This is a genomic window from Maribacter sp. 2-571 (assembly GCF_050589625.1).
GTDB lineage: Bacteria > Bacteroidota > Bacteroidia > Flavobacteriales > Flavobacteriaceae > Pelagihabitans.
This window is the reverse complement of sequence record NZ_JBNGOP010000009.1, coordinates 145,147-158,782: the sequence shown is the minus strand read 5'-3', so window position 1 is coordinate 158,782 and position 13,636 is coordinate 145,147. Positions and strand designations below refer to the sequence as shown.

Sequence of the window (13,636 nt, the reverse complement as noted above, 5' to 3'; positions counted from 1 at the left end):
TGGTTAGTGGTTAGTGGTTAGTGGTTAGTGGTTAGTGGTTAGTGGTTAGTGGTTAGTGGTTAGTGGTTAGTGGTTAGTGGTTAGTGGTTAGTGAAAAGTATTGTTTTAAACTTGTGTTTCTTTCCTTTTCTATTCTCTTTTTTCTGTTCTCTTTTTTCTTTCAGCGAAACGGTCTTTTTTTAAAAAAGTAGTAAGTACAAAGTAGTAAGTATTAAGAGGCTTGAGCTTGTTTTTGTGTTTGATATTTGAGTTTGAATGTGGCTTTGAGCTTGCACTTGTCACTTGCGCTTGAACTTGTCTTTTGTCTTTGTTCTTTCAGTGTAACGGTCTTTTTTCAATGAACAATGAACAATTAGCAATTAGCAATTAGCAATTAGCAATTAGCAATTAGCAATTAGCAATGAAAAAATAATTGGTGATGAGTAAAAAGTAATTGGCCTGAAATTGAGCTTGAATTTGAATTTGTGTTTGTGTTTGAACTGGAACTGGAACTTGATACTTACACTTGTCTTTATTCTTTCAGCGTAGCGGTCTTTTTTCATTGAACAATGACCAATTAGCAATAAACAATTCTTAACTGCAGTTGCCGGTAATGCGTAAAAAGTATGTAGTGGCAACGTTTGGATTTGAATTTGGATTTGAGTTTGCATTTGTACTTGAACTTGTCTTTTATCCTTTTTCTTTCAGCGTAGCGGTCTTTTTTAAAAAAAGTAGTTAGTACAGAGTAGTTAGTATTAAGAGGCTTGAATTTGACTCTTGAGCTTGAACTTGTCCCGATCGACCATCTTCTTTTCATCTGGTTTCGGTGTTTTTTGAACCCGCGGTTTTCAAATGGTGCTTTCAATGCTTAATTTTGCAAACAAAAATTTTCAGATGGCCAACTTTCATACTTTGCGCGTTTCACAGATCAAGCGACTCACCCCTAAAGCGGTCGCTATTAGTTTCGACATCCCAGAAGCGTTAAAAAGTACATTTTCTTTTAGCGCAGGCCAATACATCACCTTAAAGAAAACGTTGCAGGGAGAGGACATCCGACGGGCATACTCCATCAGTTCGGCCCCTACCGCAGAACAGATTACCATCGGAGTGAAAAAAGTGGAGGGCGGTGCCTTTTCTTCTTACGCCAATTCGGAGTTGAAGGAAGGTGACATGCTAGAGGTTATGCCCCCCGAAGGACGGTTCGTTTTTGAACCCACCGAAACGGCCAAAACGATTGCGGCATTTGCCGCGGGAAGTGGTATTACCCCCATTATGAGCATTGCCAGGACGGTTTTGGAAAAACACCCCGAAAGTACTTTTGTGCTAACGTACGGAAACCAGTCGGTGGAAGAAACGATGTTCGCCTCGGAAATCGCGGCGCTCCAAGCAACCTATCCCGATCGATTCCATACCCACTTTATCCATAGCCGTACCCGGGAAGAGGACAGTCTTTTTGGAAGAATAGACGATAGCACCGTAAACTATGTGCTAAAGAACAAGCATAACGGACTTGCTTTTGATGCGTTTTACCTTTGTGGACCGGAGGAAATGATCAAAGTGGTAGAAAAGGGGCTTTCCGATAACGGGACTCCCCAAGAAATCGTTCATTTTGAATTGTTCACTGCCGCAACGGAAACAGTGCCAACACCACCGGCAGCATCGGAAGGGGAAACTGCTATTGAAGTGGTGGTAGACGACGAGACGTTTTCGTTCACCATGGATCAAAAAATGCTGGTGCTCGATGCGGTCCTTAAGGAAAACATTGATGCCCCCTACTCCTGCCAAGGAGGTGTTTGCAGTAGTTGTATCGCCAAAGTAACCGAAGGAAAGGCCGAAATGGTAAAAAACCAGATTTTGACCGATGCCGAAATTGCGGACGGCTTTATCCTTACATGTCAGGCCCATGCTACGACACCCACGCTAAAAGTGGACTATGACGATGTATAGCGATCGCAAAAAAGACCGCTTCGCTTTTAAAACAAGGATAGCGACCTTTCCTTGAAGGTATTGCCATAAAGACATCGATGGATTTGCAAAGGATTTTTTAGGGTCTATATTACGTGTACCGATGAAATGGACGATGGATTGCGCCAACGGGTAATGAATACACGGATGGTTGCACGATCAAGTTCGATATTGACGGTGCTCGACCCAATAGGCTATTGGAATGCAACGCTACGGTAATGGTCGATAACAATTGAATTATACCATTTATAAGTTTGAAATGGTATTAATTAAGAGTACATCCTGGAAGCACTTAAAACCTATATAAAACAATATGTATCCCTTTCCGATGACGCATGGGAAGGTATTCATGTGCACTTTTCCCAAAAAAATGTTCCAAAAGGGACCTTACTTTTGGAGGAAGGCTCCGTTTGCAATCACTTGCGTTTTTTAGAAAGCGGTCTCTTACGTTTCTTCATTTGGAAAGATGGGGAAACCGTTACCAAGTTTTTTACGGAAGCGCCCTATATGTTTACCTCACAGCGCAGTTTCAACCAACGGGAACCCGCTCGCGAAAATATAGAGGCTTTGGAAGACAGCTTAGTCTGGGAAATTCGATACGAGGACCACAAAGCCCTACTGCAATTAGGGATCTGGAATGAGTTGGCCGCCAAAGTCACCCAAGAAGTGCAATTTTTCACCGAAAACATTCTGGAAGACCTTCAAAACGAAACCGCCGAAAACCGGTATCGGTCGTTATTGAAGAACCGACCCCAACTGCTACAGCGGGTACCTTTAAAACACCTCGCCTCTTACTTGGGCATAACGCAACAGTCGCTAAGCCGTATCCGAAAGAACCTGTCCCGAAACCCAAACTGATCTTTTTCGATGATTCAGTTTCGCTAGGCAAAACTGGTGAATAGCGGGATAATTTTGTTCCTTTTTACGTTTGTCAAATGAAAAACAAGCTGTCAGGCCGAGCTTGTCGAGGACCCGTTCAAAAAAGGTATCGACCGGACAACAATCAGTGGACTTTTGCTAAACCCATAAACCTTAACAATACACTGTCACTTCGAGCACAGTCGAGAACCTAGGAACACCAAACACCCTAACCCGACAAAAGACCGATCGGCATAAACCGAAGCGCTGCGACACCTCGTCTTCGCTCGGTGCGGGCAAGCTCAGCGTGACATTGGTGTTCCTTATTGTCAGTTTGCCTGATGCCACCCTTACCATATCTTTTTCCTTCAGCAGAGGGGTCTTTCCTCCTTCAGCGAAGCGGTTCCTTTTTCAACTGTCACTTCGAGCGCAGTCGAGAACCTAGGAACACCAAACACCCTAACCCAACAAAAAACCGATCGGCATAAACCGAAGCGCTTCGACACCTCGTCTTCGCTCGGTGCGGGCAAGCTCAGCGTGACATTAGTGTCCCCCATTGTTAGTTTTCCTGATACCACCCATACCATATCTTTCCTCCTTCAGCGAAGCGGTCTTTCCTCCTTTAGCGAAGCGGTCCTTTTTCAACATTCCGGCAGCTTCCTCTCGACAATAGCTCGCAAAGGCCATCAAAACTCTAATTTACCATAGGGTAAATGGTTTATGATAGACGGGCCCTAGTTTTGAATAAAAATAGAATTCCAGAAAACACTCCCTAAAGTCATGTTTAAAACAAAGAAATCGTAGAAAAATGATTGTATTAAAAATCGTGTATATCGCCAATATTCTTGTGGCGGGGTGGATCAGTATTACCTCCCTATTCTACCCCCAAAAGGCTGCCCTAACGGTATTTGAAAATGCGTATCCGTATTCCGAGGTCATTCGGTTGGTCGGAAGCCTTTGGGGCGCCATCTTTATATTGTCCATTGTAGGGCTCTGGTATCCCAAAAAGATGGCTTTGGTACTGTTGTTTCAACTGTTGTATAAAGGCTCTTGGGTACTTTTTGTCATACTGCCCGCAATCCTACACAAACAACCCTACCCCAATGGAATGGGGCTCTTTTTTATCATTTGGTGTGCGGTATTGCCCTTTGTTATTCCTTGGAAAGATATTTTTCTAACTGCCTAGCTGCATGGTCGTAACCGATCACATAGGCCTTTTCGATACCCTTTTTGTCCAGCACCCCGATTTTTTCGAGTTCCATTGCTTCAAAAATCATATCGCATTGGTGAATTTTTTGGCGGTTGATCGCATAAATCATTAAAGCGGTAGTACGGTTGGCCAGTTGTAACGAGGAACGAATGCTCCGCTTGTCCACTTTTTTAACAACGGATACGTTGCTACCGATCATAAAATCGGTCTTTCCCAATATGGGTTCCAACGGAAAGTTGTTCATAATACCGCCATCGGCATACAGACAATTGTCGATTTCGACCGGACTGAATACCGGCGGCAAGGCCGCTGATGCCAGTAAGGGGCGAATAAGCCTCCCTTCCGAAAAAAAAGCCTCTTCGCCCTTCTGCAAATTCGTAGCCACCACATGCAGCTCACGCTGTAGCGCCCCAAAACTATCTTCCGGGAAAAAGCCCTTAAAAATATCAACATACCGTTCGGTATCTACAAGCCCCGGTTTTAAAATGGTAAAGTAGTTGTATTTAAACAAGGGGGTTTCCTTAAAAAAGGACAGCATTTCGGAAATGGGGTTTCCATTGGCATATAGGGCCGCCACCAGCGCACCGACACTACTTCCGGAAACGGTTTTTGCTTCAATGCCATGTTGTTCCAGGGCACGAAGTACCCCAATATGGGCCATCCCCCGAACCCCTCCGCCAGAAAGGACCAAACCCACCGATGTGCCTTGTTGTAGCATGTATGTTGCTTGTGCTGTTGGTGGTTAAAATTAAGGAAATTATTGCCCAAGCAGTATGTTAAATGTGAATACGCCGGACAAATTGCTCTTCATCTTAGTTTCATCAAGTATCGGTTGATTCGTCCTTTCTGATTGTCCACTATATGCAATAAAGTCGCGTTATAACAGCTGCTTTCTAGCCTGGGCGGTATATCTTCCGATGATAGTGATAATTTGGTAAGCCCAAACGATTACTAAAGCCAGTAAAACTCCTTTGCCCATCGCACCAATATCAACACCAAATCGACAGCATTGGCTTGCACTATGGAGTACTAGGGACAATATTATTTTTAGCAGTACTATCAAAACTTAGTTTTCCATCTTATGGTTCTGGACAGAGACCGAAATACGAACCTCAAACTGAAAATAATCGACATAGTAATAGGTTTTACGGCTTCGGTCGTACCGAATGGTCGCTCTCAAATCTTTTAACTGATCCACTAAATTATACACCAAACGTTCGCTAATATGCAATCGAGTGGCCAAAGTTGCGGGCGGACCGGTAACTTCTTGTTGAATAAGTTTATGAAGCCTTTGTAAGCGTTCTATATTTCTAATAGAGTTCAAAATAGATGAAATTTAACGATGGTAGCGTAATCTGTTTTATTCCGGTAAATTCTACATTATTGAAGGTTCTTACAAACGATTATTGTCGATATTTATAAATTTCGGTGCGTATTTTCATGTGTTCAACGGTAAGGTTTACCTATTTGGAGGCGTGTTCGGTTTGTTTTAATAAAATAAACCTATAAAACAGCTTATCCCACTTAATGTAGTTTTATCTCAAGATAACGCTGCATTCGAGCCCTATCTTTGTTTCATTTAAATGAAATAGTTTGCCCAATAGGTGGCATGAGCACTTAATATGTCAACACAATTTGTTTGTTCGTTGTTATGATATTTTTTAAAAAGCTTAAAGTGCTGGGGGCACTAATCCCCATACTGTTATCGCCCATTTTTGGCGTACAGGCCCAACAAGAAAACACTGCCCAAATACCGGATTCCCTTTTGCGCGTGTCCTATCAAGAGCTGGCGGATATCATCGCGCCGATAAAGCGGGACAGTCTTAGGGTGTCGCCCTATGTAAACGCCTTTATGGCAAAGGCCAAAAAGGATGGGGATACACTCACCCTGGCCGAGGCCTATAGGAACATGGTATACGTTTCCCCACCGGAAATGCAATTCCAATACGCGGATTCCATTCTTTGGTTAACAAAGGACATGGTCCATAAAAGGTTTCCCGATTACGGTTATTCCGTTAAAGCGACGGTATTGTACAAAAAAGACCAGTATGAGGAAGCTTTGGAACAACTTCTAAATGCCTATGAGAGTGCTCTGCAAAGTGGTAATCTGAGACGGCAGCATAATCATCAGTACGATATGGCCGCTTTAAGGGGAATCGTTGGGGAATCGGACAAGGCGATAGCGCTATACAAAGAAATATACGAAGGGTTCAGGGATACCCTGAATCCGCCCTCTTTTGAAAAAACACAGGTCCTCTTTAATCTCTTTAATAATTATCTAAGGATCGGGGTCTTGGACTCCGCACAGTATTATCTAAACGAGGGGCTACAAGAAAGCCTGTCGCGAAACGACACTATCCGTCATGCAAAGTTTTGGTCAAACCAAGGCGTCCTTCAGTATTACAAAGGCGCATACCAAAAGGCCATTCCAATATTAACGGAAACCCTGGAAAAGGTAGCGGTACAAAGTAGTGTACAGAACTATTACTACCGCGCCAAATCCAATCTGGCCCTGGGCAATCAGGAAGCCGCGATACCCGATCTAAAGATCATGGATTCCATTGTGGATGCCAATGGGTACGTCATTCCCGAAATGTTGGACGTTTATAAACTCCTTTCCGAACATTACGAAAACAGGGGCGACTATCGGGCGCAACTGGACTATATGGACAGATATGTATCCTTCGATAGCGTATTGGACAACCGCTACAAATACTTAAAGGCCAACTTGTCCTCGGGATACGACATGCCCGAGCTCGAACGTAAAAAGGAACATGCCCTAGCCCAATTGCGCAACAGGACCGTTACCTATCAACGGTACCTGTACCTATCGACCGGCATCGCAACGCTACTGCTTTTACTGGCCATCCATTATTTTCGAAAACGGCGGCTGGCCCAAAAACGCTTTCAGGAACTCCTGGCACGAACACAGCGCAAGAGCGCCTCACAAAAGTCCGTCCCTACCGACGGGATACACGGTATCGCCGAAGCGGTACTGCTCCCCATAAGGGAAAAACTGCTGCGGTTCGAAAACGGGAACGGATTCCTGTCCCAAAAAATAAGCCTGGCATCGCTCTCAAAAAAAATGGGGACCAATTCCAACTACCTCTCCAAAATCATCAACCACGACAAGGGAAAGAACTTTTCCAACTATATCAACGACCTGCGTATCGATCATGTGATCGAGGCACTGAAAACGGATGCGCGGCTGAGAAAACTCACCGTACAGGCCCTGGGAGAGGAAATCGGGTTCAACCGTTCGGAATCCTTTTCAAAGGCCTTTTATAAAAAAACGAAAATGTATCCCTCCGATTTTATCAAACGCTTGGAAAGGCACCGAAAGGAAATATTATTGGGAAAATGAAATCGATTCGGATATTGCAACAGGACTTAACCTTGAATCAGTTTACTAATCATAAAAATTAGAACCTTTATCGGTTGTTTAGACTACTATAAATGCTAGAACATTCTTGTATCTAAGATTGACCACTGTGATTGACAAAATCCCCAACAACTACTACAAATAGTAGCACGGTCAGCTGATATGAATTCTTATTGTTGGTGTGCTACTCCTGAAATTATATAGATGAAACGGTTATAAAAACCTGTAATACCATTTCTAATGGTACCTTATTAGTAAAGAAGATTTGAAACCAACTTAAGATTCACTTTTATTCAACAAACAATGAGATGCTGTAATTGCCCTAATCGATATGTTTTTAACTAAAGCGTTGTTTAAACCGAACCATCCAAATAACCAAGGTAAAGCCCTACCAAGACTAAAAATAATATGAGTGTTGAAACGGTAGACGTACTTAACTTTAGGCGCATATAATTGTTTTTTAAGATTAAACCCGCTTATGCATTAGAAAATCTATTACAGCTTCCAGCTACTTCAAAATATGGTGCTGCGCTACATTTTTAAATGTAACCGTAGCCCCGAAGTTTCGGGGCTATGCTTACATTCATAAAATGTCATCTTTTATCCCAGCTAAAAGCTTCATTACGAAGTTCTAATACATAATCCGGGTTAAACTTTCAAAATTTTAATACAGGTTTTTGCTACAAACGCTCCTTGCACTTGGTCCCAAAAGACCCTTCCGACATTCCTTCAAAACCCGCGGTTAAGCGACTTCCTTTGCGACAACGCACATTGCTGTTCGACAATCAAAACCCAAAAAAATTCATTGTTTCTGGGAGTGGTAAAGCCCTAATAAGATGGACAGTATCGAAATACCGATCAGTATACTTCCTAGGGTGGAAAATCCATTTAAATCGGTCCTGGTTAACAAGTATAGGGCCATAGGCAGTATTACCAACCCACCTATTAGTAGTTTTTTAGCGTGTTTCTTCAAATCCATGTTTTCTAGTAATATGTTGTTTTTAGGAAGATAGCAATCTTCGAGCCCTCCTACAGGCACTTTACTCCGCCCGATTCAAACGACCGATCTACAAGGTTCCCGGAAGCAACGGCAAGTTGTCCGAAATCTGTTCAACTTAGGCAGTGGGACGGTACTTCATTATTTTTGCCGTCCAAAGTAAACAACCTCGGGGCAAGCCACGAGGCATTAGAACGAAAATTAACATTGATTTCGACGCAAGCGTCGGAGCCTTTTAAATCTCGATTATCGAGTAAAGAATCGGATTCCGTACCGACCGATATGACGGGCCGTAATTTATTTGTAATTTCACGGTAGGTAAAATTTATGGGGGCATTCACCGGAAATAACACTTTAGTACTCGTTTTTGCACGTTCCGCGCAGGCCGAAATGGAGCACAAACCCATCGCGCAAGGTGCATCGTTGTTTGATACACTTACCGAACAGACCCTGAAAACAGCCCAAAAAACAGGTTTGGATGTGGTACACCTCAACGAAACCCTCCAAGTAGGTGCTACCTTTGGAGAAAAGTTTACCAACGCCCTGGAGCGATTTTTTGCATTGGGCTACCAACAGATCATTGCCGTGGGCAACGATGCTCCGGAACTAAAGAAACACCATATCCTTACCGCTTTGAAGCGGCTGGACAAAAAAAATATGGTGGTCGGCCCCGATAAGGACGGGGGATGCTACCTCTTAGGCATTCATGCCGAGCAATTTTGTGCCGCAAAATTCAGGCAATTGCCTTGGCAGACCGCTCGCACCGCCACTGCTTTGATGCGGCTTGCGTCGGAACAGGGTTCCGCAGTGGTTCAACTGGCCCGTCTTTTGGATATTAACACCACCAAAGATCTCTACCGTTATGTTTCAGTGGTCAAGAAGGCCTCAGGCCAACTCCTTGCGGCCATTCTTTTGATATTGCGGCCCAAACCAAGCCGAAACCCCTATGTGGAACAGCTGGTAACGATACCGCATGGCAGTATTCCCTTCAACAAGGGCTCTCCGCGAATGTAACTCTACGCAAAATAGGCTCTTTTGAGCGATTCCTTTTAAAATCCGGCGTTTCGATAACGGGACTCCGGTAGTTCCATCACCTAAAAAAAAACACTTATGGCAAATTCATATTACGACCCGGCCGATCTTAGAAAATTTGGTAAAATAACCGAATGGAGCGAAGAACTGGGCACCAAATTTTTTGATTATTACGGAAAAGTATTCGAGGAAGGTGCGCTCAGCGCCCGAGAAAAATCCCTGATCGCCCTTGCTGTGGCCCATGTGGTCAAATGCCCATACTGTATTGATGCCTATACCAAAGACGGCCTGCAAAAGGGCATTACCAAAGAGGAAATGATGGAGGCCGTGCATGCTGGTGCCGCAATAGAAAGTGGGGCCACTCTTGTACACGGCGTACAAATGATGAACAAGTACGATAAACTGAGTATGTAATACCATTCCGGCATAAGCTGGAATTTGCGCGGTGCCCCCAATCCCAAATTACCGATATGGGGCCGCGGTGTAGGGCATACCAAATACTGAACACTTAAAAAAATGGCTACAAAATCATTAAAAGCGAGACACAATGCCCTTGCCGAGAGCAATAGGCAACTCGATATATTGAACGGCGGTGTTTTTGAAGAAGGGGAGCTCCCGTTTTTCAAGGACAAGATCGCGGAAATAGGACATTTTCCGTTGCGGCCCAAAAAGCTGGAAATCCTCCAGATCAATGTGGGCTATATGTGCAACCAGGTGTGCGAGCATTGCCATGTGGATGCCGGACCCGACCGCAAGGAGATCATGACCCGCGATACCATGCAGTTGTGTTTGGAGATCATCAAGAATACCGGGGCGCATACCTTGGACCTGACCGGTGGGGCGCCGGAAATGAACCCCGACTTTCGCTGGTTCGTGGAGGAAGCCGCCAAAGCGGGCATCAAAGATTTTATCGTTCGATCGAACCTTACCATTATTCGGGCCAATAAAAAATACTATGACCTTCCGGATTTCTTTAAAGAACACAATGTGCACGTCATTTCCTCGATGCCCCATTATACCCGAGGAAAAACCGACAAACAAAGGGGCGACGGCGTTTTCGACAAATCGATCAAGGCCTTACAGGAGCTGAATGCCGTTGGATACGGTATGCCGGACAGCCCCTTACGCCTCGATTTGGTGTACAACCCTTCGGGTGCCTTTTTACCGGGAGATCAAGCCGCAATGGAAAAGGACTTTAAAAAGGCGTTGAAAGAAGATTTCGATATCGCCTTTCACAATCTCTTCGCCATAACCAACCTGCCCATTGCCCGTTTTTTAGATTATTTGATCGCTTCGGAAAACTACGAGGATTATATGTACGCCCTTGTGGAGGCCTATAATCCCGGGGCTGTAGAAAATGTGATGTGTACCAATACCATTTCGATCAGCTGGGATGGTTGGATCTACGATTGTGACTTTAACCAAATGTTGGGTCTAAAAGTGGCCAGTAAGGTAAAACACATTAAAGACTATAATGAGGAGGTACTGAACGACCGTAACATTATTATCTCACAACACTGCTATGGCTGTACGGCCGGGGCGGGAAGCAGCTGCCAGGGTACGGTTACCTGAAGGTCTGCCAACATACCGTTCGAAATATCGCTTCAAATGGCCCTTTAAAACCTGTCTGTTTGCACATGGGGACCAACCCATCGGTCTGTGTCCTTAAAAAATTGTCGTACAAAAACGCGCCATAAAGCACTTTAGCGAGTTTTATTGTTTTTTGTCCGTTTCACGTATGGTAACGGCCGAACACCCGGTTATTGTATAGCGACCGGTTGGTCGGTATTACAAAAAACCCGTATCTTATGGACAAGACGCTGAAACGAATGGCTACAATGCAACGCATGCAGGTTACCGGACTATATCTTTTTTACAGTAAGGGCTACTATAACACGAGTGTAGATGACGTGTTAAAAGAACTCTCCATGTCCAAAGGGGCTTTTTACCATCACTTTAAATCGAAAGAGGATTTCTTTATCCAAATCATTGAAAATCTTCTGGTACGAAAAATATACACGGTACTTATAGAGCCCATTGAGGGACACGAGCACACCTTGGACCTTATCAATAGTTGTTTTGAGGACGCTTTGGAAACCGCCGTACATAACGAACTGGACTATGGCTTTGTATTGAGCAATTTTATCAACGAGTTCAACGGCAGAAACGAACGGGTTATGAAACACCTGAACAACATTCTTAAGGTTTGGGAGGTGAATTTGGTATCGGCCATACAACGCGGGAAGTTCAACGGGTACATCAACCGCCATGTAGATGCGGAAGGCGTTGCCGTATTTCTGATGAGCGCCTATATGGGGGTTCGAACCTTAATGGTGGAAATTACCCCTTCGGCAAGAAAGTATCGTTTTATGTCGCAGCTTAGAAACTATTTAAAATCTTTGGAAGTAAAGACCGCAACGGCCAACATTTCCTAGGAAAGTTCCAACATGGCCCTCACCTTTTGAACGATGGCCTCGGTACCGATCGTTTTTATAGCGTTTTCATATCCTTCGGGAACCTTGTTTCCATACACGGAAGTCGGTATAAGGGGAAATTGTTCCCTATCGGCCAACAAGGCCAACGAATCGGGCTGACCGAACGGATAAAACCCCGCAAACGGATGGGTAACGCCCCAAAGGGTAACTACGGGAACCCCGTACATTGCTGCCAAGTGCGCATTGCCGCTATCCATAGCCACCATACCGTCCAAATTCGAAATCAACGACAGTTCGTCCGCAAAGCTTAGCTTACCGGTTACGTTTACCCGATCAGTATCGCCTACCAAGGTATCCAACAACAGCTGTTCCTTTTTGCCCCCTCCGAACAAAAAGAGGGTACAACCGACCTGTTGTTGCAGTACAGCAAGCGCTTTTTTCATTAGTTCCAGAGGATATTGCTTTCCCTCGTGCGCGGCAAAAGGTGCCACACCGATCCATTTACGCGGCCTGTTCTCTGCAATCGTTCGGGCGGCAGGGGATAGCGACTCTTTTTCCAGCACATGTGTCTTTTGTAACGAAATGGGATATCCGGCCAGACCGAAAACGGTCGCGTACCGTTCATGAGTGCTTTTCAAGGGTGCGAATACCTTCTTTTTTGGGGCCGTCAATGCTTTTTTATCGGAACGGCCTTTATCGATACCGAAGAAAGGCGTGCTCCCGAATTTAAAAAAACCCTTTAGTATGGTACTGCGCAATACGGCATGTAGATCTACTACCTCGGTGATGCCCAATTGCTTTAGGGCCCGATAAAGCCTCCAAAGCCCCAAAATCCCTTTATGCCGCCCTTTTACATCGGCCGTAAATACCGACACCTGCGGAAGTTGCGCGAACATTGGTGAAAAAAACGAACGGGTGAGCACCGTAACGGTGCAGTTTGGATGCTGTTCCTGAAGCGCACGCAGCACGGGAACGGTCATGGCCACATCACCCATGGCGGAAAGCCGGATTACCAATACGTGTTTGTGAACGGGAGTACCCATTACAAGGGGTTCATTTTTGAGCGCGAAGTACCGGATTCAGCTCATCATCGTTGTACATTTTCATTTGCTTGTACACTTTCATGTACTTATCTCCAGAGGCAATATCGGCAAGTAGTTGGTCTATTGCGGTGGAAAGGTCCTTGCGCTGTTCCAATAGCACGGCAAGTTTTTTGCGGCATTTTGCCAGGTGCTCCTCGGAAGCGTCGCTCCGGTTGGCCTCTTCGTTCATGTGGTACACCTTTAGCGCTAGGATGGACAGACGGTCTAGGGCCCAAGCCGGACTTTCCGTATTGATCGTTGCTCCTTCCCCAACTTCTACCGACCGGTATTTTTCTAGAAAGTAGCTGTCGATATACTCTACCAAATCGGTGCGGTCCTGATTACTGGCGTCGATCTGACGTTTTAATACCAAGGCATCTTCAGGAACGATGTCCGGGTCACGAATAATGTCCTCATAATGCCATTGCACCGTATCGATCCAATTTTTTCTATATAACAGATGTGATACCTCCGATTTGGGATATGGATTTTCAAAAACCTGGTCTACCCTGTCCAAGACATGGTATTTTTTAATGCTTTCCTCAAAAATCTGGTATGCAAAGTCACTGAACATGGTTACCTTATTTTGACATCAAATATACCGATATTATCATAGTTAACGACGGACCATAGGTAAACTTAAGCGGTGACGCCCGTTTGGGACGTTTCTGTAGCCGTAATCTCCTTTCAGGAAGG

The 13,636-nt window shown here is 44.6% G+C and carries 12 protein-coding genes; 8 read left to right on the top strand and 4 right to left on the bottom strand.

Going from position 1 to position 13,636, the window contains the following annotated elements; translation table 11 throughout:
• Positions 1–873: 873 nt before the first annotated feature.
• The 3 genes from ACRD7P_RS08795 to ACRD7P_RS08785 all read left to right on the top strand — a co-directional run bounded on the left by ACRD7P_RS08795 (position 874) and on the right by ACRD7P_RS08785 (position 3,988).
• Positions 874–1,926 (top strand): 2Fe-2S iron-sulfur cluster-binding protein, encoded by a 1,053-nt coding sequence (locus tag ACRD7P_RS08795; RefSeq protein ID WP_430907178.1) that lies wholly within the window; start codon positions 874–876, stop codon positions 1,924–1,926.
• Between the two features lie 369 nt (positions 1,927–2,295).
• Positions 2,296–2,802, top strand: coding sequence for a Crp/Fnr family transcriptional regulator (locus tag ACRD7P_RS08790; RefSeq protein ID WP_430907177.1), 507 nt, complete (start codon positions 2,296–2,298; stop codon positions 2,800–2,802).
• Positions 2,803–3,610: 808 nt separating this feature from the next.
• Positions 3,611–3,988 (top strand): hypothetical protein, encoded by a 378-nt coding sequence (locus tag ACRD7P_RS08785; protein WP_430907176.1) that lies wholly within the window; start codon positions 3,611–3,613, stop codon positions 3,986–3,988.
• On the opposite strand, the gene ACRD7P_RS08780 is transcribed toward ACRD7P_RS08785, so the two are convergent.
• The gene (locus ACRD7P_RS08780) at positions 3,954–4,730 is read right to left on the bottom strand and encodes a patatin-like phospholipase family protein (RefSeq protein ID WP_430907175.1); all 777 of its coding nucleotides are present in this window, start codon (positions 4,728–4,730) and stop codon (positions 3,954–3,956) included. The genes ACRD7P_RS08785 and ACRD7P_RS08780 overlap by 35 nt on opposite strands.
• 348 nt (positions 4,731–5,078) lie before the next feature.
• Positions 5,079–5,336 (bottom strand): HTH domain-containing protein, encoded by a 258-nt coding sequence (locus ACRD7P_RS08775; protein ID WP_430907174.1) that lies wholly within the window; start codon positions 5,334–5,336, stop codon positions 5,079–5,081.
• Positions 5,337–5,687: 351 nt separating this feature from the next.
• Here ACRD7P_RS08775 and ACRD7P_RS08770 point away from each other — a divergent pair, with 351 nt between their 5' ends.
• The 5 genes from ACRD7P_RS08770 (at position 5,688) to ACRD7P_RS08750 (ending at position 11,858) form a co-directional block, all read left to right on the top strand.
• The gene (locus ACRD7P_RS08770) at positions 5,688–7,376 is read left to right on the top strand and encodes a helix-turn-helix domain-containing protein (RefSeq protein WP_430907173.1); all 1,689 of its coding nucleotides are present in this window, start codon (positions 5,688–5,690) and stop codon (positions 7,374–7,376) included.
• 1,342 nt (positions 7,377–8,718) lie between these two features.
• A complete protein-coding gene (locus ACRD7P_RS08765; RefSeq protein WP_430907172.1) occupies positions 8,719–9,405 on the top strand; it encodes a TIGR04282 family arsenosugar biosynthesis glycosyltransferase in 687 nt (228 codons plus the stop codon).
• A gap of 96 nt (positions 9,406–9,501) precedes the next feature.
• The gene (locus ACRD7P_RS08760) at positions 9,502–9,837 is read left to right on the top strand and encodes an arsenosugar biosynthesis-associated peroxidase-like protein (RefSeq protein ID WP_430907171.1); all 336 of its coding nucleotides are present in this window, start codon (positions 9,502–9,504) and stop codon (positions 9,835–9,837) included.
• Positions 9,838–9,939: 102 nt separating this feature from the next.
• Positions 9,940–10,995, top strand: a complete 1,056-nt coding sequence (gene arsS, locus ACRD7P_RS08755) for an arsenosugar biosynthesis radical SAM (seleno)protein ArsS (RefSeq protein ID WP_430907170.1) — start codon at positions 9,940–9,942, stop codon at positions 10,993–10,995.
• A 236-nt stretch (positions 10,996–11,231) separates the two neighbouring features.
• Positions 11,232–11,858, top strand: a complete 627-nt coding sequence (locus tag ACRD7P_RS08750) for a TetR/AcrR family transcriptional regulator (RefSeq protein ID WP_430907169.1) — start codon at positions 11,232–11,234, stop codon at positions 11,856–11,858.
• Here ACRD7P_RS08750 and ACRD7P_RS08745 read toward each other — a convergent pair.
• Positions 11,855–12,901: a glycosyltransferase family 9 protein gene (locus ACRD7P_RS08745; protein ID WP_430907168.1), complete on the bottom strand. Its 1,047-nt coding sequence runs from the start codon at positions 12,899–12,901 to the stop codon at positions 11,855–11,857. The genes ACRD7P_RS08750 and ACRD7P_RS08745 overlap by 4 nt on opposite strands.
• A 10-nt stretch (positions 12,902–12,911) precedes the next feature.
• Positions 12,912–13,514: a DUF4254 domain-containing protein gene (locus ACRD7P_RS08740; protein WP_430907167.1), complete on the bottom strand. Its 603-nt coding sequence runs from the start codon at positions 13,512–13,514 to the stop codon at positions 12,912–12,914.
• Positions 13,515–13,636: the final 122 nt, after the last annotated feature.